This is a genomic window from Pelagicoccus albus (assembly GCF_014230145.1).
Lineage (GTDB): Bacteria > Verrucomicrobiota > Verrucomicrobiia > Opitutales > Opitutaceae > Pelagicoccus > Pelagicoccus albus.
On the sequence record NZ_JACHVC010000012.1, the window covers coordinates 1,285,224 to 1,307,623 of the forward strand.

General features: G+C 52.6%; 20 protein-coding genes. 9 read left to right on the plus strand and 11 right to left on the minus strand.

Going from position 1 to position 22,400, the window contains the following annotated elements:
• Positions 1-168: 168 nt before the first annotated feature.
• Together H5P27_RS14970 and H5P27_RS14975 are read right to left on the minus strand one after the other, a co-directional pair.
• Positions 169-1,482, minus strand: a complete 1,314-nt coding sequence (locus tag H5P27_RS14970) for an MFS transporter (protein ID WP_185661199.1) — start codon at positions 1,480-1,482, stop codon at positions 169-171.
• 156 nt (positions 1,483-1,638) lie between these two features.
• Positions 1,639-2,163: an NADPH-dependent FMN reductase gene (locus H5P27_RS14975; RefSeq protein WP_185661200.1), complete on the minus strand. Its 525-nt coding sequence runs from the start codon at positions 2,161-2,163 to the stop codon at positions 1,639-1,641.
• Positions 2,164-2,417: 254 nt separating this feature from the next.
• Here H5P27_RS14975 and H5P27_RS14980 point away from each other — a divergent pair, with 254 nt between their 5' ends.
• Positions 2,418-2,642, plus strand: coding sequence for a hypothetical protein (locus tag H5P27_RS14980; protein WP_185661201.1), 225 nt, complete (start codon positions 2,418-2,420; stop codon positions 2,640-2,642).
• A complete protein-coding gene (locus H5P27_RS14985) occupies positions 2,639-3,634 on the plus strand; it encodes a DUF6976 family protein (protein ID WP_185661202.1) in 996 nt (331 codons plus the stop codon). The genes H5P27_RS14980 and H5P27_RS14985 overlap by 4 nt, the downstream gene beginning before the upstream one ends.
• 56 nt (positions 3,635-3,690) lie before the next feature.
• Here the strand turns inward: H5P27_RS14985 and H5P27_RS14990 are convergent, their stop codons facing one another.
• Genes H5P27_RS14990 through H5P27_RS15005 form a run of 4 tightly spaced genes read right to left on the minus strand, consistent with a single transcriptional unit; the run spans position 3,691 to position 10,035 of the window.
• A complete protein-coding gene (locus tag H5P27_RS14990; protein WP_185661203.1) occupies positions 3,691-4,311 on the minus strand; it encodes a TetR/AcrR family transcriptional regulator in 621 nt (206 codons plus the stop codon).
• A complete protein-coding gene (locus H5P27_RS14995) occupies positions 4,308-5,729 on the minus strand; it encodes an efflux transporter outer membrane subunit (RefSeq protein ID WP_185661204.1) in 1,422 nt (473 codons plus the stop codon). The genes H5P27_RS14990 and H5P27_RS14995 overlap by 4 nt, the downstream gene beginning before the upstream one ends.
• Entirely contained in the window at positions 5,722-8,844 is a 3,123-nt protein-coding gene (locus H5P27_RS15000) for an efflux RND transporter permease subunit (protein WP_185661205.1), read from the minus strand. Before H5P27_RS15000 ends, H5P27_RS14995 begins: the two co-directional genes overlap by 8 nt.
• Positions 8,845-8,880: 36 nt before the next feature.
• Entirely contained in the window at positions 8,881-10,035 is a 1,155-nt protein-coding gene (locus tag H5P27_RS15005; protein WP_185661206.1) for an efflux RND transporter periplasmic adaptor subunit, read from the minus strand.
• Between the two features lie 149 nt (positions 10,036-10,184).
• Here H5P27_RS15005 and H5P27_RS15010 point away from each other — a divergent pair, with 149 nt between their 5' ends.
• Positions 10,185-11,129 (plus strand): bifunctional helix-turn-helix transcriptional regulator/GNAT family N-acetyltransferase, encoded by a 945-nt coding sequence (locus tag H5P27_RS15010; protein ID WP_185661207.1) that lies wholly within the window; start codon positions 10,185-10,187, stop codon positions 11,127-11,129.
• 35 nt (positions 11,130-11,164) lie between these two features.
• Here the strand turns inward: H5P27_RS15010 and H5P27_RS15015 are convergent, their stop codons facing one another.
• The 3 genes from H5P27_RS15015 to H5P27_RS15025 all read right to left on the minus strand — a co-directional run bounded on the left by H5P27_RS15015 (position 11,165) and on the right by H5P27_RS15025 (position 14,842).
• Positions 11,165-11,557, minus strand: coding sequence for a bacteriohemerythrin (locus tag H5P27_RS15015; protein ID WP_185661208.1), 393 nt, complete (start codon positions 11,555-11,557; stop codon positions 11,165-11,167).
• A 212-nt stretch (positions 11,558-11,769) separates the two neighbouring features.
• Complete coding sequence (locus H5P27_RS15020) at positions 11,770-13,518, minus strand: Rne/Rng family ribonuclease (RefSeq protein WP_185661209.1); 1,749 nt, start codon at positions 13,516-13,518, stop codon at positions 11,770-11,772.
• 121 nt (positions 13,519-13,639) lie between these two features.
• A complete protein-coding gene (locus tag H5P27_RS15025) occupies positions 13,640-14,842 on the minus strand; it encodes an FtsW/RodA/SpoVE family cell cycle protein (RefSeq protein WP_221774730.1) in 1,203 nt (400 codons plus the stop codon).
• Between the two features lie 140 nt (positions 14,843-14,982).
• Between H5P27_RS15025 and H5P27_RS15030 the strand changes: the two genes are divergently transcribed.
• The 6 genes from H5P27_RS15030 (at position 14,983) to galE (ending at position 20,222) form a co-directional block, all read left to right on the plus strand.
• Positions 14,983-15,372, plus strand: coding sequence for an RNA-binding S4 domain-containing protein (locus H5P27_RS15030; RefSeq protein ID WP_185661210.1), 390 nt, complete (start codon positions 14,983-14,985; stop codon positions 15,370-15,372).
• A 75-nt stretch (positions 15,373-15,447) separates the two neighbouring features.
• A complete protein-coding gene (locus tag H5P27_RS15035) occupies positions 15,448-15,627 on the plus strand; it encodes a hypothetical protein (RefSeq protein WP_185661315.1) in 180 nt (59 codons plus the stop codon).
• The gene (locus tag H5P27_RS15040; protein ID WP_221774731.1) at positions 15,624-17,144 is read left to right on the plus strand and encodes a pyridoxal-phosphate dependent enzyme; all 1,521 of its coding nucleotides are present in this window, start codon (positions 15,624-15,626) and stop codon (positions 17,142-17,144) included. The genes H5P27_RS15035 and H5P27_RS15040 overlap by 4 nt, the downstream gene beginning before the upstream one ends.
• A 24-nt stretch (positions 17,145-17,168) precedes the next feature.
• On the plus strand, positions 17,169-18,131 hold the full coding sequence (locus H5P27_RS15045; RefSeq protein ID WP_185661211.1) for a DNA cytosine methyltransferase: 963 nt from the start codon (positions 17,169-17,171) through the stop codon (positions 18,129-18,131).
• A 360-nt stretch (positions 18,132-18,491) separates the two neighbouring features.
• The gene (locus H5P27_RS15050; protein ID WP_185661212.1) at positions 18,492-19,112 is read left to right on the plus strand and encodes a VPDSG-CTERM sorting domain-containing protein; all 621 of its coding nucleotides are present in this window, start codon (positions 18,492-18,494) and stop codon (positions 19,110-19,112) included.
• 102 nt (positions 19,113-19,214) lie between these two features.
• On the plus strand, positions 19,215-20,222 hold the full coding sequence (gene galE, locus H5P27_RS15055) for a UDP-glucose 4-epimerase GalE (protein WP_185661213.1): 1,008 nt from the start codon (positions 19,215-19,217) through the stop codon (positions 20,220-20,222).
• Positions 20,223-20,305: 83 nt separating this feature from the next.
• Here the strand turns inward: galE and H5P27_RS15060 are convergent, their stop codons facing one another.
• Both H5P27_RS15060 and gmd read right to left on the minus strand, forming a co-directional pair.
• Positions 20,306-21,256 carry a GDP-L-fucose synthase family protein gene (locus tag H5P27_RS15060; RefSeq protein WP_185661214.1) on the minus strand — a complete coding sequence of 317 codons (951 nt, stop codon included), beginning with the start codon at positions 21,254-21,256 and terminating at the stop codon, positions 20,306-20,308.
• 98 nt (positions 21,257-21,354) lie between these two features.
• A complete protein-coding gene (gmd, locus tag H5P27_RS15065; RefSeq protein WP_185661215.1) occupies positions 21,355-22,368 on the minus strand; it encodes a GDP-mannose 4,6-dehydratase in 1,014 nt (337 codons plus the stop codon).
• Positions 22,369-22,400 lie beyond the last annotated feature (32 nt).

A 22,400-nucleotide genomic window follows, 5' to 3' on the forward strand; every position in this document is an offset into this window, starting at 1 on the left:
CTGAAGTTGCAGGATGTACCATTGGTGGCTTCGCCGAGTGCTCAATCTATTTCCCTTGGTTCTCTCTAGGGAGGTTGTGATCGGACTAGGTTGATATCCCCCAGCAGGCTGAGGCCTTCAGACACTGGCTAGGAAAGAAGCAGGAATTAGTTGGAATAAATAGTACGATTATCCGCTGACTTCCTTTAGCTTCCAGGCTGCCAAGGAACCAGCGATGGAAATCAATGCGAGCATCCCAATGGCACCACTCGGGCCGAACGATTCTGCGAGGAAACCCAATCCTCCGAGGATTAGTAGGCCTACACCGATCAAGGTGTTACCAACCGCGACATAGGACGATTTGTCTCCATCCACCATATCTACGAGGTAGGCTTTTCTCCCCAAACGCACACCCGCGTAGAAGATACTGATCAGAAAGAAAAGGGCAGCTTGAGGCCATGACCCTGACAAGATTTGGCTGTATCCGAATTGATATACGACTGCAATGGCGATCCCAAGTAGGCCGGTGGCTAGTGACGCTGTAGCCATAGTCATGCGGCTGGAACGATCAGAAAATCTCCCCCATATCGGCCCGCCGACTGTACCTGCCAAGCCGCCAGCGATAATCAACCATCCTAACGTGCTTCCAGAATCGCTGCCCTCTTTGGCGAGGAGGGTGTAGAAGGGCGGGGCCATGGCCACGCTTAGTAGAAGGGCCCTCGTCAGAAGATAGTGTCGAAACATTGCGTCGTCTCGAAGCAAGCTCATGTTTTGGCGGATAGCTTTCAGCGGGCTGCGACCTCCTTCTGTGGCTCCTGCTGGCTCCTTGATCTGGGCGAAACAAGCGACTGAGGCGAACCAAAGTCCTCCCGATGTTAGGAGAAGGAGGTAAGGCACGGATTCGTTTCCTTGTTCTTTAGCCAACGAAAGCCAGAGGCCCACCCCAAGCACCAGAGCGCTAGATATCCCAGCACTGTATCCCATGAGGGTGCCTCGTCGCTTTTTGGATACAGTTTTCCCGATGACGTCTTTGGCTGAAACTGAGCATATTCCCCGTCCTAGACTGTACGCCAAAAGTAAAAAGAGAGATAGCAGTCCGGCCACCGTTCCGGAAAGGAAAGGGCTTATGCCTCCAACTAGAAGGAGGCAAAGTCCGGAGAAACCCGCACCCCAGAGCCACGCGTATTTCCTGAGTTTTTTTTGTCTTAGGTATTCGGATACGATTAGCTGAGGCAAAAGCACGCCCGCTTCTCTGAGCGGAACGATGAAACCGACTAAGGCCATGGGAGCTCCCATCGCGCTGAATAACCAAGGCAACACTAGACGCGCGGAACTCAATTCATCCGCAAGCTTGCTGAGGATATTTGAGCTTAAGTATGCAAAATAGTTTCGGGGAAGGTGCTTGCAGGCGGATTCTGGAATGTCTCGGCAGAGTCTCGTTTCTTCTTCTCCGTTTACCAAATCATAGAGTTGTTCGAGGGATTGTTTGGGTTTCTGGTTCATTTTAGCCGCTAGTGGGAAGCGTATTTCCTGTATCCACTGGTAGGAGGCCTGTCGATAGAAACTCTGCTTTCAAGCGAAAGGAGTAGATTTAAAAAAACCGGTACCCACTCGCAGGATACCGGCCGAAATTATATTTCAATACTTGGTGCGCTTTCGCTAGGACGCAAGCTTGGCTACTGTTGCCTTGAGCTCATCTTTCAGCTTCGCATCTGCAATCCCAGATTCGGTTGTGAATTGATCGTGGAAGCTAGGAAGGCTGAAGCTTGCCTTCAGCTCGGCTCCCATACGAGGGAAGGTGGCCTCGGCTGCTTTCAACACAGTGGCAGCTCCGCCCGGACCGGGTGATGTAGCCAGAAGGACCATAGGTTTACTCTGCCAAACTGCATACTCTACGCGGGATGCCCAGTCGTAGAGGTTCTTGAAAGCGGCTGAATAGGAGCCGTTGTGTTCAGCTAGGGACAGGACGATCGCGTCGTGTTCTTTGATCGTCTCTATGAACGCTTTGGCGTCATCGGGTATGCCGGAGGATTCCTCTTCGTCTGAGCTGTAGATTGGGAGGGTGTAGCCTCGCAAGTCGAGGGCAGTAACTTCTGCTCCCGGCAAAAAAGTCGCCGCATAGTGGGCGAGTTGTCGATTGATGGATTTGGAGCTCGTGGAGGCTCCGAAGGCTAGGACTTTCATAAGTAATTGGTCTGTACGAATATCAACGAATTAGCGCGATACTTGCCTGCCTCGAATTTGACTAACGCATCGTTTCGTTATATCTGATTCTCTACAATGGTTCGGGCGGATTTCTGATGCTGCTTTAGCATAGGGGAAATTCCTTTTTGCAGGTCAGTTGCTACCCTAGCCAACGTTAAATAACTCATAATGCCGTCTACTTCGGCTCATTCGAATCAATTTTGCCCAGAATCTCCGATAAACTGATCATGACTATGGCTATCGCACAAATACCTCCTCAAGCGGCACCCTGCTGGAAGCGGTTTGCGGCCAAAGGTTTAAATGGATTCGAGACTAAGATGCTTGGTCTCCAGCTCCTCTTTAAGCGCTTTGAGCTGGAATCCTTGCCGGTAGAAAAACGAGTCCAACAGCTCCACGCCTTCTTCGTTAAGTACGAGAAAATCCTTCAGAAGGAAATCGCCCAACTCACAAAACTATGAAAAATGTTCTCAGCAATACCTTGGTCTCATTGGAGGAAGCCAAGGATCTCATCCGAAAAGGCGAGCCGCTAAGTGTGGCGGGATCTGAAGAGTTGCTTGCTCAGTTGCCTGCCGGTAACTGGATCGGCGGTACCAGTTCCTACTTCATGGCCGAAGGTGGAGGCGTCTTATCTTCGGACCAAGTTTTCGTTAGCCATCTACCCGAAGGTGCGGGTATTTGTTTCAAAACCTATGAGGCTGATCAGCTTCATGACATAATGGATGACGCTCCGGACAATGGGTTTTCTATGGTGATCATCCCCTCTGGTAGTGGAGCCCTGCGACAATTCTCAGAAGGCAGCCGCTACTGGGAAGACATTCTTTTGAAACCAGTCGTAGGTTGGGTTTCAGGAATCAATCTCGCAGATTTGGGTAAAGCAGTTCCGAAAGTATTCCTCGGTACTGACGCTTCTGCTCACGACAACGTAGCCGTTGTGGCCCACGTTTCCTTGCCGGCCCACCAGCTCGCACTCGTTGAGACAGTTAACATTTTCGAGCGAGACGAAAGCTGCGTGATTCGCTTCGACGAGCGAGGAACCGAAGTAGTGGATTGTGTCGTCGATGGTCAGAGAATGAAGTTCATCGACTTCCTGAAAAGCAAGGGAAACGAGGATGGCAAACTGCCGATCATTGGCAATTTCAGTGGCGCCAATATCAATGTCTCGATCCAGAGCGTCGACGAGGAATCGGGCAAAGTCACTTTCTACGCACCCGTGTTCCAAGATGTAGAGTATAGCTTGGCCAAAGACATTGCCGACTACTCTGCCCGTTTCACTTCAGAGCTAGATAATTGCGATTCGACTGGGTTGGTCAGTTCGTGCAACTGTATTTTGAACTACCTACACGGTGAGCTTGAAGGCAAAAAAGCAGGGGAGTTGCAAGGGCCGATTACTTTCGGGGAAATAGCCTACCTCTTGCACAACCAAACTTTGGTTACACTGCGGGTCCTTTAGGCGACTCTTTAGTTTTTTCAGCAAAGAGGCAGAGCTAAGGCTCTGCCTCTTTTCGTTTAGAATGGAGAGTCTGGAGATATGATCTGTCTCAAAAAGGAGAGCACGTACTCGTTCGTGGCTGAACTCTCTGTTTGTCGGGTGGTGATCAGGGCGGTTCCCTCGATGAGGCACTGCAGCGCGTAGAAGCGTTTATCTATTTGTTCATCCGAAAGGACTGTGCCTGATTTTTGAGAAAGGTGGGTGAGCCATTTCTTGAATTCGGCGCGATAGGTTGCGTCGGCTTTCAGTATTGCGGTTTGCACTTCCGGGTCCCGACTCGCCTCGGCGCACATTTCGATAAAGAGCACCGAATTCATACGCGTGTTGCCCTCTTTAGACCAACTCTGCACAAGCTCGATGACTTTGGCTACGTAGTCATCCGCGGTTGCTGACGCTTCGTTCAAAGTATGACGCTCTGATAGTTGCCGATCGATGATCGCCAGGATGATGGCGTTTTTGCTTTTGAAATACCTGTAAGCTAGGCCTTGGCTGATCTCTGCAGTCTCCGCGACCTTAGCCATGCTAGCGGCATGAAATCCGTATCTGATGAAGCAGAGTTCCGACGCGTCTAGGATGCGGTTTCGCATCGCTTCGGCGTGTTCCGCAGAGCGGGGGTTGTCTTTAGAGTTGGGTTTCATGAGTCTTCATTCCAGCCGCCTCCGAGGACTTTGTAGAGTTCTATGCGATTGCCCTGTTCGCTGAGGAGAGACTGCACGAGGGCTTGGCGGGCACTGTAGAGCGTTCTTTGCGAATCGAGCAAGGTCAGATAGCTGTCGCGTCCAGCGTCGTAGCGTTGCTGGGACAGGGTTTCGGCCTGGTTTGCGGCGTCGACCAGTTCCTCGATGGCCATTCTGCGATTGGCTAAAGTGGAGTTCAGCGTCAAGGCATCGGACACTTCTTTAAACCCGCTTTGGATGCCCTTCTCGTAGTTTGCCAGGGCGATGTCTCGATCGGCTCTCGCTACGTCTCGATTGGAGCGCAGCCGGCCGGCTTGGAAAATCGGCATGCTGATTTGCGGAATGAAACTCCAAGTTCCGGTGTTGTCTCCAAATAGCTCTGACAGCTCGCCACTCGCAGTTCCCAACGATCCAGTGAGGGATATTGTCGGGAAAAAGGCAGTGCGAGCTGCGTCAAGGTTAGCCTTGGCGGCCCGAAGTTGAAGTTCCAACTGCTGTAGATCTGGTCTTCGAAGGAGAACCTCGGAAGGCAAGCCCGAGGGTAAACTTGCAACGCCACTCACCTGCAAGTCGAATGTGCTTGGTAGCAAATCGCTCCGAACGGGGCTTCCCACCAGCAAGCTCAAAGCGGATGTGTCTTGTGCAATCTGCCCTTCGTATAAGGCTAGGTCCGCTTTGGCGCTGGCTACCAAGGTGCGGACTTGGCTGAGCTCCAAGTTAGAAACGCTGCCGAGTTCGTTTCCACGTTTAGAAATGTCATACTGTTCTAAATACGTGTCCAAGGTTGCTTGCGCGATCTTTTGCAACTCTTGGTCGGCGGACAAGGTTAGGTAAGCGTTTGCGACCTCAGCGATGAGGCTTAGCTGGGCAGAGCGTTGTGCTTGCTCTGTAGCCAGATAGCTTTGCAGTGCTGCATCGCTGAGGCTTTTCACGCGTCCGAACAAATCGATTTCGTAGGACGCGATTCCCAGGTTTGCCTCGTATTGCTCGACCTCCGCAACTGCATCTCCGCCTGTCCTAGTCATGGAGGCTGAACCATAAACTGAAGGAAGGCGATCCGCTCTTTGGATACGATACTGGGCTCTGGCCCGCTCCACATTTAGAACTGCGACACGTAGGTCTCGATTGTTCTCCAGAGAGAGCGAGATAAGCTCTTCCAGTTTGGGATCGGTGAAGAAATTGCGCCAGCCAATCTCGGCCGCGATCTGCGTACCGAAGGCGTTTGCTGCTTCGTTAGCTGGCGTTGATTGTGTTCCGCCTGTTTGCCATTTGTCGCCTATTTGAGCATCTGGTTCTGGCAATTTGGTTTGCAGCGAGGAGCACCCTGCGAGTGAGAGGGCAACTGCGACGGCGGGTAGAGTGAATATTCGTTTATGCATGGCTTTGGTGCCCTTTTTTGCGGATGAAAAGACGTTCGATTACGAAGAAGAATAGTGGCACGAAGAAGAGCCCCAAGAAGGTGCCTACTAGCATACCTCCCAATACTCCGGTTCCGATGGCCATCTGAGCTCCCGATCCCGCGCCGCTTGCAATAGCCAATGGCACAACGCCAAGTCCAAATGCGAGCGAAGTCATTAGGATCGGACGGAGTCGATCTCGCACAGCGTGCAGGGTCGCCTCCATTAGTTTCATGCCGCTCTCAAGATTTATCTTAGCGAACTCGACTATGAGGATGGCGTTCTTACTGGTCAGCCCGACGGTTGTGAGCATCGCCACCTGGAAGTAAACGTCTCGCTCGAAACCACGTGCCATGTTCGCCAATACAGCTCCTACGATACCGAGAGGAGCAGCCAAAAGGACTGCCGTCGGAATAGTCCAGCTTTCGTATAGCGCTGCGAGGGCGAGGAATACCATGAGGAGTGAAAGGGCGTAGAGTAGGGTGGTTTGGTCGCCTGCTTGGCGTTCTTGGTAAGATGAGCCTGTCCACTCGATACCGAAGCCTGCCGGAAGTTGCTCAACTAACTTTTCGACCTCTAGCATGGCGTCACCAGAGCTCGTGCCGTTAGATCCTTGCCCTTGTATTTGAACGGCGGGTACACCATTGTAGCGTTCCAGTCTCGGAGAGCCGTAGCTCCACTCAGTTGTTCCAAAGGCAGAGAAGGGGACCATCTCGCCGTCGGAATTGCGGACGGACCAATCGTTGAAGTCCTCTGGCTGCATACGGTGTTCCGCTTCAGACTGCATGTAGACGCGCTTGACGCGACCCCTGTCGATGAAGTCGTCGATATAGAGACCACCCCAGGCGACTCCTAAGGTTGTATTGATTTCGCTGATTGAGAGTCCTAGCGAGGTGGCTTTAGCGTTGTCGATGATGACTCGGAGTTGCGGAGTGTCTTCCAATCCGTTTGGACGCACGTTCGTGAGTCGCGGGTTTTGAGCTGCCATCCCGAAGAATTGGTTACGAGCAGCGATTAGAGCTTCGTGCCCCTGACCGCCATTGTCTTTCAGGTAAAAGGTGAAGCCGGCAGAGTTGCCCAGCTCGGTGATTGGCGGAGGAGCGAATGCGAAGACTGTGGCTCCCTCGATACGGCTAAACGCTGCATTGGCTCGACCAGCTAAAGCTTGAGCGCTCTGTTCTGGGTTTGGACGATCATCCCAGTTTTCCAGACTTACGAAGGCCATGCCATTGCCCTGTCCAGCTCCCGCAAAGCTAAAGCCTTGTACAGTAAATGCGTCTGAGACCACGCCTTTTTCATCGTTCATCAAGAAGTTCTCTACTTCTTCCAGGACCTCCAAGGTATGCTCTTTAGTGGCGCCTACGGGGCCGATGATTTGGGCGTAGATTGAACCTTGGTCCTCGTTCGGAAGGAATCCGGTTGGCAGCTTCATGAAGAGAAGCACCATAAGGCCGACGATGACTAGGAAAGCGGCAAAGAAGCTTTTGCTGTGTCCTATGATTTTACCTACGATTCCTTGGTATCCGTTGTTAGTGCGATCGAAAGTGCGATTGAACCAGCCGAAGAAGCCTGTATCCTTTATGTGGTGACCTTTCTCGATTGGTTTCAGCATTGTGGCGCACAGAGCCGGGGTGAAAATGATCGCCACGATCACGGAGAGTCCCATAGCGGCGACGATTGTAACCGAGAACTGCTGATAAATAACTCCAGTGGCTCCGCCTAGGAATGCCATGGGAACAAACACAGCCGAGAGAACGACCCCGATGCCTATCAAAGCTCCGGTGATTTGGTCCATCGATTTCTTGGCTGCCTCTTTTGGACTTAGCCCTTCCTCGCTCATGAGGCGTTCCACATTTTCAACGACAACGATGGCGTCGTCCACGAGAAGTCCGATTGCCAAGATCATAGCAAACATGGTGAGCATGTTGATCGAGAAACCGAACAGGGAAAGAATACCGAAAGTTCCGAGCAGAACGACTGGGATAGCGATGGTCGGGATCAAGGTTGCTCTCCAGTTTTGTAGGAAGAGGAACATGACGATGAATACGAGTACAACTGCTTCGAGGAGCGTGTGTACCACTCCTTCGATAGCCACTTCGACGAAAGGTGTGTTATCGAAAGGAATGACCACCCGTAGACCTTCGGGTAGGAAGGGCTCCATTTCTTTGATCGCTTCTTTTACTGCAGCGGCTGTGGCGAGCGAGTTTGCTCCTGAGGCGAGCGAGACCGCCATGCCGCCCGCTTGTTGTCCATTGTAGTGAGTCTCCTGTCCATACTCCTGCGAGCCCAGCTCGACTCGAGCGACGTCGCTTAAGCGTAGGAGGGAGCCATCAGAGTTGCTTCGCACCACGATGTCGGCGAATTCATCCGCGGTTTCCAAGCGGCCACGGGTGTTTATGGTGAAGTTGATTTCCTGACCTTCGACGGCGGGTGCCCCACCTAGTTGCCCGATAGACACTTGCGAATTCTGAGCCTGCACTGCAGACGTGATGTCGGAAACTGAGAGTTCGTAGGACTGTAGTTTGTTTGGATCCAGCCAGATTCGCATGGCGTATTGTCCACCGAATACACGCGTGCCGCCCACACCGTCGACGCGAGCAATCTGGTCCGCGACGTTGGCTACGAGGTAGTCGGCGATATCGACCCGCCCCATGCTTCCGTCTTCCGATACGAATCCCAGTACCATGAGAAATCCTTCTCCCGATTTGGATACGGTGACGCCTTGCTGCTGTACTTGGCTCGGCAGGAGAGCGGTCGCGGACTGGATTTTGTTTTGAACCTGCACTTGTGCGATATCTGGGTCAGTTCCGGTTTCGAAGGTGGCAGTGATTTGCGAAACGCCGGATGAGTCACTCGTAGCAGAAAGATAGATTAACCCGTCGAGTCCAGTGAGGCTTTGTTCGATGATCTGCGTTACGGAGTCTTCTACGACCTGAGCGGAAGCTCCCGGATAGACTGCGCTGATGGAAACCGAAGGCGGAGCCACGGTCGGGTAACGGGAGATTGGAAGCTGAGTCATACTCAACGCACCCGCTATCATGATGGTTAGGGCGATAACCCATGAGAAAATGGGTCTATCGATAAAAAATTTGGCCATGGTAAAGTGTATTTAAAATTTTGGCACGAAGACTACTTAACCTTCGGCTGTTTCGGAGGCTGTTCCGCTGATCTGAACTGTTGCTCCAGCTGCGGCTTTTTGTAGTCCGTTGACAATTACGCGATCGCCCTCGGTAAGGCCGCTTTCGACTACCCATTTGTTGCCTTTCGTCTGACCTAACTGGACGGTGCGGGACTCCACCACATTGTCCTGCCCCACTACCTTCACTGTGGTAGATCCATCGAAACTGCGGCTAACTGCTTTCTGTGGTACGAGTATCCCGTTTTTCCTTACGCCCTCGCTTATGACTCCTCGCACGTACATGCCTGGCAGGAGTAGATGCTCGGGGTTTGGTACTTCAACGCGAAGGATGTAACTACCGGTGGTGGGATCGACGGTAACTTCGGAGAAAGAAATGGAGCCTTTGTGTTCGTAGGTCGTGCCATCCTCCAGAATGAGATCTACAGGCATGTCGGCCTCTTGTAGTTGGCCATTGGATAATGCCCTTCGCATAGCGAGGAGCTCTGAACTCGATTGAGTTAGATCGATGTAGATTGGGTCGAGTTGCTGAACCGTCGCGAGTGCAGTTGCTTGATTTGCGGTGACAAGTGCCCCTTTTGTCACGCTGGATTTGCCGATTTGCCCACTGATCGGGGAAGAGATGCGACTGTAATCCAAGGTGATGCGGGTGCTTTCTAAAGATGCTTCAGCGAGGTTTGCTTGCGCCTCTGCTTGTTGGAGCGTCGCCTGAGCGCTGTCATATTCTTGGGTGCTGATCGCTTTTGTCTTATACAGGTCTTCGCTCCGTTTTGCTTCACTGCGGGCTAGTTTTAGTGCTGATTGGGCATTCTCTAAGGTTGCTTTGGCAACATTGTAGTTTGCCAGGTACATCGCATCGTCGAGCTGGTACAGAGATTGGTTCTCCTCGACCATGCCTCCTTCTTCGAAAAGTCTTTCCTCGATAATTCCGCTGACCTGCGGCCGAACTTCGGCTATAAGGAAGGGTGTCGCTCTGCCGGGAAGCTCGCGGGTGATCACGACTTCCTCAGCCTTCACCTCGGCGATGGTCACGGAAGGGGCGGGCATTTGGCGGGCGCCTGCGGCTGCTGGGCCTGCTTCCTCTTGGCCGCAGCCGGCCAGGAAAACTGCAGAAAGGAGTGCGATAGCGGTGTACTGAAAGTGCTGTTTCATAATTGATTATTTCGAAGTGAATGAACGTTCATTTATGGTACGTCAAACTAGAAATGAACGTTCATTCACTTTTTACGAAACGGAGTTTCTCACGCTTGCGGGCAAATTAAGATCTTTACTTACGTAAGCACTTACGGAAATAAGTCGAAATGGACTTTTACGATAGAGTTGGGGTGGCGGCTCTGGGAAGCCGGCTCAGGCGGCTGGGCGATCGGTTGGCGGAAGATGCGGCTAAGGTGTATGAACTTTACGAAAATCCGCTGCAACCTCGATGGTACCCGGTTTTTCAGATTCTGCAGCAACGGAGCAGGGAGTCGGTTTCGGAAATCGCGAATGAAATTGGGCAATCGCATGCTTCGGTGAGCCAAATCGCTAAAGACATGGAGCGAAACGGCTTTTTGAGATTCACCAAGGACGAATCGGATTCCCGAAGATCCTATCTGGAGTTGACGGAGCTCGGTATCGCGGCGGGACCGAAAATGACCGAACAGCTCAAGGGGGTGGGTGCAGCCGTGGAGGCGCTGTTGAATAGTTCCTCTCACAACCTTTGGTTGGCTATGGCCGATTGCGAGGAGGCTTTGGAGAAGGTTTCGCTGTTGGATCGAGTTCGGGAAGTGAAATCGAAGGAGGATTCGGCTCAGGTCAAAGTGGAGCGATTTTCGCCCCGTTACGCAGAAGACTTTCGTCAATTGAACGAGGAATGGATTACCCGTTACTTCGAGCTCGAGGATTCGGATCAAAGACAATTGGGCGATCCACAGAAAACGATTTTAGAGAAAGGAGGGGATATCCTATTCGCTTTTCTCGGAGAGGAATGCATTGGCACCTGCGCTCTGATCCCCCATGGCGAAGACTGCCTTGAGTTGGCCAAAATGGCGATATCTCCTAGTAGGCGGGGCTTAGGCCTAGGGGCGATTCTCGGAAAAGCGGCTTTGAATCGAGCGAGGGAAATGGGTGCACGGACTGTGTACCTCGAAAGCAATCGCGGCCTTACCGCTGCTATCCGCCTGTATCGGAGCCTGGGATTCCAAGAAGTGGTGGGAGCGCCGTCACCCTACGCTCGGGCGGATATCCAGATGGAGCTTATGCTCTAGGCTAAGCCTTTTGTCTGCTACGCCTCGCGCCGCCGCTAGCAGTCTCTCAGTTGCACATCGACCCGGCATATGTGGTTGCAGAGCCAATCTTCAAGTTTCTTGTGCAAGTCCTTCGCCCATGACTTTCGGTAGCCCTCGGTTCGATAGGTTTCGATTGATCGAGATAGGTAAGCCTTGAAAGCTATATGCTCGGAGCGGTTTTTCTGAGCGGCTGGACACTTTCGTTTTAGCATACAGGCTTCCTCGTAGCGGAAGTGATTCTGGATATAGGTATTCAGAAAGCTCAACAATGATTCGACCTCATGCAGGTCGGGATCTTCCTGCTGGGCGACGCTTTCGAATCGATTGGTGAAACGAAATATCTGCTGGTGCTGTTCATCAATGTGCGAGTCTTTTGTCGCAAACCCTTTATCCCATTCAATAGCCATACTCGGAAATTCCCTTTCGAGCAGAATTCCTGATGTTGGATTCAAATGCAACTTATGCTTATTTTGTACAGTGGAATTATAAATATAACTAATTGAAAGCGTAAGCGCTATACACGTTGGAGGGTGAATGCGAGTATCCTTCTTTGTAGCAAAAAGCCCGGACGCTTTCGCGTGCCGGGCTTTGTTGTATTCAGATTTTTGGAGCTGGTTTATCAGCCGTAGGCGGCTCCGGTTTCCACGTCGATGACTCGGTAGTTTTCTACGTGGAAGTTCGGGTCGGCCCGGAAGGTTAGTTGGGCGTTGTAGTCCTTCTCCAGGCTGATGAGCAGGTCAGCGTCCTCTTCCCTTAGGCGATCGATGATCGAAGGGTTGACGAGGATACGCAGCTTGATTGGGCGTTCCAGGTCTGGCGTGCGGTTGCGAGCCCGGCGGATGATGCCTGAAAGCTTGCGTTGCAGCTCGACGGAGACGGTAGTGGCGGACTTGACGATGCCTTTTCCTCGGCAGTACGGACAGTCCGTGTAGAGTCCGGACGAGGTGGATTCCTGCATGCGCTGACGGGTCATTTGCATGATGCCGAGAGGCGAAATGGGCAGTATGTGAGTCTTGGCCTTGTCGGTTGCCATAGCTTCGCGCATGCGGGTGAGGATCGCGTTGCGATGGCGGCGTTGCTTCATGTCGATGAAGTCGATGATGATCAGTCCTCCGATGTTTCGCAGTCGGATCTGGCGGGCGACTTCCTCGGCGGCTTCGCAGTTAACCTGGAAGATGGTGTCGTTTTCGTTGCCCTTGTTCTTGTGCGAACCGGTGTTCACATCGATAGCGATTAGGGCCTCTGTTTCCTCGATGACAATCGCTCCGCCGGAAGGCAGAGGCACTTGGCGTTGGAAGGTTTGTTCGATCTGCTTTTCGATGTTGTAGCGTTCGAAAATAGGGATCGAGTCCTCGTAGAGCTGGATCTTGGAGGTGGACCGCTTGGAGATTTGAGCGACGGTTTCCGATATGCGTTCGTGATCGGTCTCGTTGTCGATGAGGACGCGATCGATATCTTCGGTCAGGAAGTCGCGCACCGTGCGTTCCGCGAGATCCGGCTCCTTGTAGAGGCAAGATGGCGCTTTGGCGGAGTCCATCTTCTTTTGGATCTTCTCCCACGTCTGCAGAAGGATGTGCAGGTCGCGTACGAAGTAGCGGGCCTTTTTGCCCTCGCCCGCGGTGCGGACTATGATGCCCATGCCTTCGGGGATGGTGAGGTCGCGAATGATTTTCTTCAGGCGCGCTCGCTCCTTGTTGTCCTCGATCTTGCGGGAGATGCCACACTGGTCGGAGAAGGGGACGAGTACGATGAAACGCCCTGGGATGGAAAGGTTGGTCGTGCTCCGAGGTCCTTTGGTGCCGATGGGGCCCTTGGTGATCTGGATGACGATTTCGGTTCCGATCGGGTAGTGGTTAGGGATCTCCTTGAGAGGAATCTTGGCCTGCTTCTTCTTTTTCTTAGAGGAGTTTACGCGAACGACTTCGATCGAGGAGTCGGCCTCCTGAGGCTGGATGTCCCAGTAGTGGAGGAAGGCATTTTTCGGCATGCCGATATCGACGAATGCCGCCTTGAGGCCGGGGTCCAAGTTTTTGATGCGGCCTTTGAAGATGCCTCCAACGATGCGTTGGGCGGAGTGGCGTCTCTCGATATCGAACTTATCGAGGATTCCGTCGACTAGTTGCCCGACGCGGGTTTCCAGTGGCTCGGAGTTGATGATCAGTTCGCGGTAGGGCTTTTTCTCTCCTTTGAACTTTTCGATGATTTTGGTCATCAGCGGGCGTTTCTTCGCTCGTTGATTGGCCTCGGATCGAAGCTTGTCCTGATCGACTTTTGTGCCGGTTTGGAGCTTGGGAGGCTGACGTAGCTCTTCGTCGAGTTTGCTAGCTGGGTCTGTCTGTTGGTTTTTGTTGGTTTGTTTTTCGCTCATTTGGGCGCGTTTCCTGTGTTTCTGCAGGGGGCGTCCTTTGGTGGGGAGCTGAGCGGCATTTTTTCCTTTTGGGCGGTATTTCTCGAAGGCGGCGTATTTAGCGTCTGCTGTTCAGGCAGACTTAGAAATCCTTTCGATAGCGATAGACGCTTTGAACCAGTCCCAGGAGGATGCAGCAGCTCACCATAAAGGTGCCTCCGTGACTTAAGAAGGGGAGCGGCAGTCCTGTGATCGGCATCAGCCCGATGGTCATTGCGATGTTCACGAAAATGTGGACGGAAAACAGGGCGACGACGCCCAGCACGAGTAAGGTACCGAAACGGTCCTTGGCTTGGCCGGCGATGCGCAAGCTGTTAGCTAGCAATATTCCGAAGAGACTGATCACGACTGCGCTTCCTATAAAGCCTGCTTCTTCCGCGATAACGGAGAAGATGAAGTCGTTATGGGCTACCGACCGAGGCAGGTAGCCGAGTTGGGCCTGGGATCCCTGTCTGACTCCTTTGCCAAACAGGCCGCCCGAGGCGACTGAAATTACTGATTGTTCCCGGTTCCAGCCGGAGTCTTGCGAATCGACCTTGCTGGGATTTACGAAGTTTAAAATGCGGTTTCTTTGGTAATCTTTGAGAGGGAACCAGGAGGTCTCCTGGTATTGGCCTTGGCCTTGGGAGGGCGTCAGGTTGTTTTCTTCTAAAAATTTAACGTAGTTGTGGTTATCGATTAAAATAGCGCCTAGCAGCACTCCGAACACGACGAGTGCCGTGGTGAAGAAGCGCTTGGATAGGTTGGATGCGTAAAGTTGTGCGAACACGAAAAAGGGGATAACGAGAGAGGAGCCGAGATCTGGCTGCGCCAAGATCAACAGGAAGGGTATAGAAATCGCAAGCGCCATTTTAGCAAGTACTTGTAGAGAATCCCTGAAGTCTCCGACTTCCGATCGAGTGAGAATGCTGGCGCTTATGACAATGCCGGCGAGTTTTGCGATTTCCACGGGCTGGAAGGTATAGAATCCGAGGTCGAGCCAGCGTTTTGCCCCGTAGATCGATTTGCCGAGCGGGCTCCAAAGAACCAGGGCCAACATCACTACGGCGGCGAGCCAGAGCCAATGGCTGTATTTCAGGAAATTCGAGTAATTCGTCAGCGATACGGCTGTATAGATAGTGGAGCCGATAAAGAACCAGGCTAACTGGCTTTTCCACTGGCCACCATGAATATAGGATTGGGCGCTGTGGATGAAAAGGATGCCAATAGAGGACAGCAGCAGGATACAGATCGGGTTGATCAGATCCAGGCGAGGATGGTTGTGCTTGTTGGGCGAGAGAAGCAAGGCAGCGGGCGAGTGTGAGTGGTCTCGAGTCCGGGGGTGGCAGTGGTAGCCCGGGACTCTAGGCAGCTTGTTTAATACGGTGGCTTAATGGGAAGTAAAAAGAGTGGCGAGAGGCGCTATTTGTTTACAATTTACAGGACTTGGAATCGAAGGATCTAGATAAGGTGCGCATCGACCGTTGGCTTTGGGCCGTCCGTGTGTTCAAAACCCGCGGGGAGGCGGCCGAGGCTTGCAAGGGGGGCAAAGTCGAAATTGGCGGCGAAAACGTGAAGCCATCGCGCTCGGTGCAGGTTGGTGAGACGATAGAGGTCAACAAGGACGGTGTGCTGCGTGAGTTCAAAGTGACTGGACTTTTGCTGAAGCGAGTAGGGGCCAAGGTGGCGGTGAATTTTGTGGAGGACCTGACTCCACCTGAGCGTTTGGAGATTCGGAGGGAAACCTTGGCCCAAGCGATCTTGAAACGAGAATCGGGGGCGGGAAGGCCAACAAAGCGTGAGCGTCGAGACATAGATCGCCTTTTTGGGGATTGATCGTCTCGAGTCGCAGACGGAATTCCGCGACACTTTGACATTGGTTTTCCGGATTTGGCGGCTAGGTTTTCATTTATGGATGAAGAGCCAAGGGAGCCTAGTAAGGTTCGTACGATTTATTTGCCGGTAACGATCGCTACTCTTTTCTGTGGAGGCTTGTGGCTTTTCATTCCAGAAATCGGGGCTTTGGCGGTCGGGTCGGCATGGGTCGGAACCGTCCTTTTCATGAGCATCTGGGGATCTTTCTATTCGTGAGCGACGCTGATCTCGATTTGCTCTTCGACGAGACATTGAAGGCGCGTCGCCGCGTCTACGAGGCCGCTTCTGCAACTCCTTTGGAAAAGCTCGAGCTCGGCACGGACGAGGAAGTCTATGTCAAACGCGAGGACACTTCTCCCATCCATGCTTATAAGTGGCGTGGCGCTTACAACCGGATGAGGCAGTTGAGCCCTGAGGAATTGGAGCTTGGCGTCGTTTGCGCTTCTGCGGGTAATCATGCGCAAGGAGTGGCCTTAGCTGCCAAGAAACTTGGCACGACTGCCACCATATACATGCCTTGCTCCACGCCGATCATGAAGCAGAAGGCGGTCAAGTCTATCGGAGCGGAGGCGGTTAACGTGATTTTGGAGGGCGACGCTTACGATGACGCCTCAGCAGCGGCCAGGGCTTTTGCGAACTCGACCGGTCAGGTTTTTATCCACCCGTACGACGACTTGCAGGTGATTGCCGGTCAAGGTACGATGGCGGATGAGATCGTGATGGCAGGCGTAGGCGGGTTTGACATCGTTTACTTGCAGATCGGAGGAGGCGGTATGGCTGCAGGAGTGGCGTGTTGGTTGAAGCGGTATTATCCCGAAATCGAAGTGGTCGGAGTTGAGGGTGTAGACCAAGCGTCTATGGCCGCTGCGGTTGCCCAGGGGCAACCGGTGACTCTCGATTATCTCGACGTCTTTTGTGATGGCACAGCGGTTAAGAAAGCAGGTGCGATCACGAGTAAGTTTTGCGCCAAGCTGATCGATCGATTTGTAACTGTGACCAATCCAGAGGTTTGTGCCGCGGTACAAACGCTCTGGGAGTCTTTGCGCGCGATACCGGAACCCGCGGGGGCGATGGGATTGGCCGCTTGGATGAAAGAGCGTGAGAGTTGCAGGGGCAAGCGGGTGCTTACGATCATGTGTGGTGGCAATATGGATTTCGGGCAACTATCCTGGATCGTGCGCCATGCTGGAATTGGCTCGGCTCGCCGGAAGTTCTATCGGTTCAGTATCCCGGAGAAGCCGGGCAGCCTGTTGGCCTTGCTACAGCATTTTCCTGAAAAGGTGGGTATCGTCGAATTCCAGCATGGAGTCATCAAAGGAGATGGGGCTCGTCCCGTGATCGGGATTGACGCTATGCCGCAGCAATTGGAGGTGTTCGAGCGGACTTTGACCGATCTGGGGATTCGTTTCGAGGATGCGACTGGTCAGGAGGATGTGGAGTTTCGCATCATCCACTACGACGCCTCGCTACTCGTTCGGCCGATTTTTATCCGAATCGAATTCCCGGAACGCCCTGGAGCCTTGAAGGATTTTCTAGAGATGAACTGTCAGGAAGCGAGTATTGTGTATTTTAACTACAACTACACGGGAGAGCGAGTTGGGCGGGCTTTGATTGGTTTTGACTTTGGCTCGGACGAAACGCGTGAATCTTTCCGAAACGCGGTATTCGCTAATACCACCGTGCTGCGGTACGCCAAGGAGCTCTCTGCGGAGGCCTTGGCTCGTATCGTCTAGCTGGTTCATTAATTGGTAGCTTGTATGTCGTTTCGCTTTATCGACTTGTTTGCCGGTATCGGCGGGTTTCGCATTGGCTTGGAAAGGCTCGGAGGGGAATGCGTATTCAGCAGCGAAATCGATAAGCACGCAGCAGCCACCTATGCTCGTAATTTTGGGCACGCTCCTGCAGGAGACATTACCAAGATCGGTGCGGAAGAAGTGCCTGACCATGATCTGCTCTGCGGAGGGTTTCCATGTCAGCCATTCTCGGTGAGCGGCAAGCGGCTTGGATTCGAGGATGCCCGAGGGACATTGTTTTTCGAAGTAATGCGGCTCGTCTCCGCCAAAAAGCCTAAAGCGGTTTTTTTGGAGAATGTCGCCAATTACGTTAAACACCAAAATGGCGAAACACTCCGGCGAACCATCGATATGCTGGAGTCCGCTGGATATGTAGCCAAGTGGGCGGTTCTCAATGCATCGGACCACGGTGTCCCCCAAGCCCGAAAGCGTCTGTATATAGTTGGCATTCGAAATGACTTGGATGGCGGGAAGGTATTTGCGTTTCCGGAACCGACCTCGGCGGTGGTCAAGCTCAAGGATATCCTCTTGCCTACGGATTCTACAAATGCGCAGCGCATTCTTAGAGACGATATAACCATAACGAAGCCTGACGTTTCGGAAATATCGGTCCGTGGTCCAAACAAGCCGATTCAGATCGGCTACATAAACAAAGGCGGGCAGGGAGAACGAATCTACTCTGTCGAGGGGCACGCTATAACGCTATCCGCTCATGGTGGAGGGGCTGCTGCCAAGACTGGAGCTTACCTTGTGGACGGAGTCGTAAGAAAGTTGCATCCCCTAGAGTGCCGCAGACTAATGGGGTTCCCCGACACTTATCAGATCGATCCCCGTTCCCAGCAGGCTTACAAGCAGTTTGGCAATGCAGTAGTGGCTGATGTTATTGAGGCCGTTGGTAAAAAACTAGTGCCGATTTTGACTGCATAGGTGAATCCACTAAATCCAGTGTGTGATTATAAGATTTTGGATATCAGTAGTTTGCTATGATTTATTCTGCCAAAAAAATGCTTAACTAGCAGAAACGTCTGAAAATCAGGCTGAACGTAAACAAAATGCCAAAAAATGGCGGTTTTTGATGGGGTTTCGTGAGTGAAATTCGACACTCGTGCCGAAAAGGTTAGGGTTTACCCATAGGCCCCTTAGAGGTGAATTTCCCTCAGTCCCATGGGCCCTATCAGGGAAACCCTGTCCGGTAAGCTCCAGAGCACGAGCCACTTGCGGGCATGAAAAAAAAGTGCGAATGTTTTCGCCAATCTAGCAGCTCTAACTGCCAAACAGAAATTAGTTATGAAGACATCTCTTAAATCTTTCCTAGGTATGGTTGCCGCAGCCGCGGTTTGCACCGTCGGCTCAGCCATCACATTGGACTCAGCTACATTCCGCGACGTCGATCTACTCGACCTCACTCTTACCAAGTATCAGTCTACTGCGGCTGGTGAATTCGATATCACCACTGCGGACGCAGCTGACGGGTGGAGAGACATCGCAGTCGATTCGTCAGACCTCAGCAGCTACACGATCACTGACGCTATGGTCGGTTTTGTGTTTCTCGAAACGGGTCCTACCTCCCAGCAAATCCTCCAACGCGTCGTATTCAACATCGGTGATTATTTCAGCAGCACCGCAACCGCATCAGTCGGTGACCCAGCTTACAGCTCAATGGACGTGAGCCTGGCTGGAGGTTTGGCTAGTTTGATCCTTGATGTTGCAACAGACGGCAAGGTGAGCTGGTCAGTGAGCCTCTCGCCATCTGATATCGCGGAGGGCAACTCGCTCAAGCTTTGGTCTGGCTACCTCGCGGCAGAAGCTGAGCCAACCGCAGTTCCTGACTCAGGATCTGCTGCAGGTCTCCTTGGTCTAGCGATTTTCGGTCTTTTCGTGACCTTTAAGCGCGGCCGCCGCAAGTAAGCTATATAAATTCATTTTTCGATAGGCGAGATCCTCAGGGGTCTCGCTTTTTTTGTCGTTTTCAGGTTGCTCCGGATAAATCAGGTCTAGAGGTTTTTGGGTATGAAGATTTTGATCACCGGTACTGGGGGGTATGTGGGTTCCATCGCGGCACGTTGTTTTTTAAAGGCAGGACATGAGGTTGTTGGTGTAGATGCTCTGTTTCGTGGATACGAAGCGCCACAGGCCCTGCTTCAGTCGGAGTTTGGGGCGGACCGGTTTCGGTATTTCAAGGCCGATGTGGCGGATAGTCTGGAGAAGGTCTTCGAGAGCGAGGCCGGTATCGAAGCGGTGGTACATTTTGCTGCCTACTGCAACGTCGGTGAGTCGGAGAAGGATCCTGGCTTGTATTTCCGAAACAATGTCGGCGGGGTAGTCGCTCTCTTAGAGGCGATGAAGAAGCATAAGGTGTTGAAACTAGTCTTCTCATCTACTTGTGCGACCTATGGGGACCCTGAATATGTGCCGATCGATGAAGCGCACCCCATGACTGGATGCACGAGCGCTTACGGCGAGTCAAAGCTGATGGCTGAAAAGGCTATACAATGGTATGCAACCTCCTTTGGTATCCAGTATCTCGCTCTACGGTATTTCAACATTTGCGGGGCAAGTGATGACGGGCTGTTTGGCGATTCGAAGAAGCCTTCTTTCCATTTAATGCAAAATGCGGTGAGGGCTGGTCTCGGCCTAAGCGAGTTTCAATTTAATTACACTGAGGTTGATACGCCGGATGGTTCGCCGATCCGAGATTACATTAATGTAGAAGATCTGGCTGAAGCCCACGTCAAGGCGTTGGACTATCTCGTTTCTGGAGGAGAATCAGGTATCGTAAACCTGGGTACAGGCGAAGGGAATTCGGTCATGGAAATCGTCGAGACCGTGGAAAAGCTAATGTCTGTGAAGTTCAACAAGTCTGTAGGAGAGCGTAGAACTGGTGATGCCATCCGTGCTGTAGCAGACAATCGAAAGGCCAAGGCCTTGCTGGACTGGACCCCTTCACGAAGCTTGGAGGATTCGGTGAATTCTCTCTGGAAATGGTATAAGGCCCGTCCCCAGGGGTGGGAACGCTAGGATTCGTAATTGATTGAACCCTTGCGGCCGTAGTTTGTGTTTTTCGCGACCAAGGTCGCTCCTACTTGTATCGCTGATGGCTCCTACCTTTGGCGTAGGGCACCTTTTTCGTATTCTTCTAGGAACAGTGGATAGGTGAGCTTGATGCCTTCTTCCAACGGAATTTGGGATGTCCATCCCAGATCTTGGAGGCGTGAAACATCCATCAGCTTACGTGGAGTTCCGTCGGGTTTGCTCAGGTCGTTTTTAATCTCTCCGTTAAAGCCAACTGTCTCGGCGACCAATTCGGCGATTTGGCGAATGCTGTGCTCCCGCCCGGTACCCGCATTTAGAATACTTGGAGGATTGTCGGCTTGCAGGGCAAACACAACTGCGTCCGCTAGGTCGTCGGCGTGCATCATCTCTCTCAGCGGATTCCCTGTTCCCCACATTACAACTTCTTCTGCTCCGGCTTCTTTCGCCTCATGGAAACGGCGAATGAGGGCCGGAAGGAGGTGTGAGTTTTCGGGATGGTAGTTGTCGCCCGGTCCGTAGAGATTGGTTGGCATCAGGGAGTGAAAGAGGACTCCGTATTGTTTGCGGTAGTACTCACAGAGCTTGAGGCCAGCGATTTTCGCGATGGCGTAAGCCTCGTTGGTTGGCTCTAGTTCTGAAGTTAGCAAGCAATCCTCGCGTAGCGGCTGAGGGGCGAGTTTTGGGTAGATGCAGGAAGAACCCAGGTAAAGAAATCTGGATACGCTATTTTGGTAGGCGGCGTGGACGGTGTTGCTGGCGAGGGCAAGGTTTACATATCCGAAGTCTGCTGGGTAGGTATTGTTGGCGTGGATACCACCCACTTTCGCCGCCGCCATCACGACGACGTCCGGCCTTTCGCTTTGGAAAAACGCTTCCACTTCGGCCTGACGGGTGAGATCTAACTCTCGGGAAGAGCGAGTGACTATGTTGTTGAATCCGAGGCTTTGCAGTTTTCGAATCACTGCAGAGCCGACCATGCCGCTCGATCCGGCGACGTAAATTTTGGATGAGGGAGTCATTGTAGTGTGATGGTTTTTAGTTCGGACTCCGTTGTTTGGAAAGCCGAACTATACTATTTCACTATTCAATCCGGCTAAATGGGTAGCCGCGAGTTCCGCTACGCCAGAGCGACTTTGATCTTAGCTTCCCTTTCGGCAAGCTCGAGGTCGGCCTCAGTCATGATCTTGACCAACTCCTTGAACTTGACCTTCGGCTCCCAGCCCAGCTGTTTTTTCGCCTTGGCTGGGTCTCCGATGAGGAGATCGACCTCCGCCGGGCGCTCGTAGCGGTCGTCATAGTCGACGTATTTTTCCCAATCCAGATCCAGCAGGGCAAAGGTTTCCTGCACGAATTCCTTAACGGTGTGGGTTTCGTTGGTGGCGATCACATAGTCGTCTGGCTGGTCCTGCTGAAGCATCAGCCACATCATTTCCACGTATTCCTTGGCGTAGCCCCAGTCGCGCTTGGCGTCCAGGTTTCCGAGGTAGAGCTTATCCTGCAGGCCCAACTTGATGCGGGTGGCGGCTCGGGTGATCTTGCGGGTCACGAAGGTTTCTCCGCGGCGCGGGGATTCGTGGTTGAAGAGTATGCCGGAGCAGGCGAACAGGTCGTAGGATTCGCGGTAGTTCACGGTGAGCCAGTGGGCATACATCTTGGCGCAGCCATAGGGCGAGCGGGGCCAGAAAGGTGTTTTTTCAGTCTGGGGGACCTCCTGGGCCTTGCCGTACATCTCAGAAGAGGAGGCCTGATAGTAGCGAGTCTTGGTGACTAGATTGGCCTCGCGAATCGCCTCGAGGATGCGAACTGCCCCTGTGCCGACTATGTCGCCGGTGTACTCTGGGATTTCGAAAGAAACGCGAACATGGGACTGGGCTCCCAGATTGTAGATTTCATCTGGTTGTAGATCGTAGAGCAGTTTGACCATCTGAACCGAATCGGCGAGGTCGCCGTAGTGAAGGAAGAGCTTTACGCCATTGACGTGCGGATCTTGGTAGAGGTGGTCGATGCGAGCAGTATTAAAGGTTGAGGCTCGGCGTATGACTCCGTGTACTTCGTATCCTTTGGATAGGAGGAGTTCAGCTAGGTAGGATCCGTCTTGTCCAGTAATCCCTGTTATGAGAGCGCGTTTCATAATGTATGATTTTGGGGATGGTGCTCAGGTTT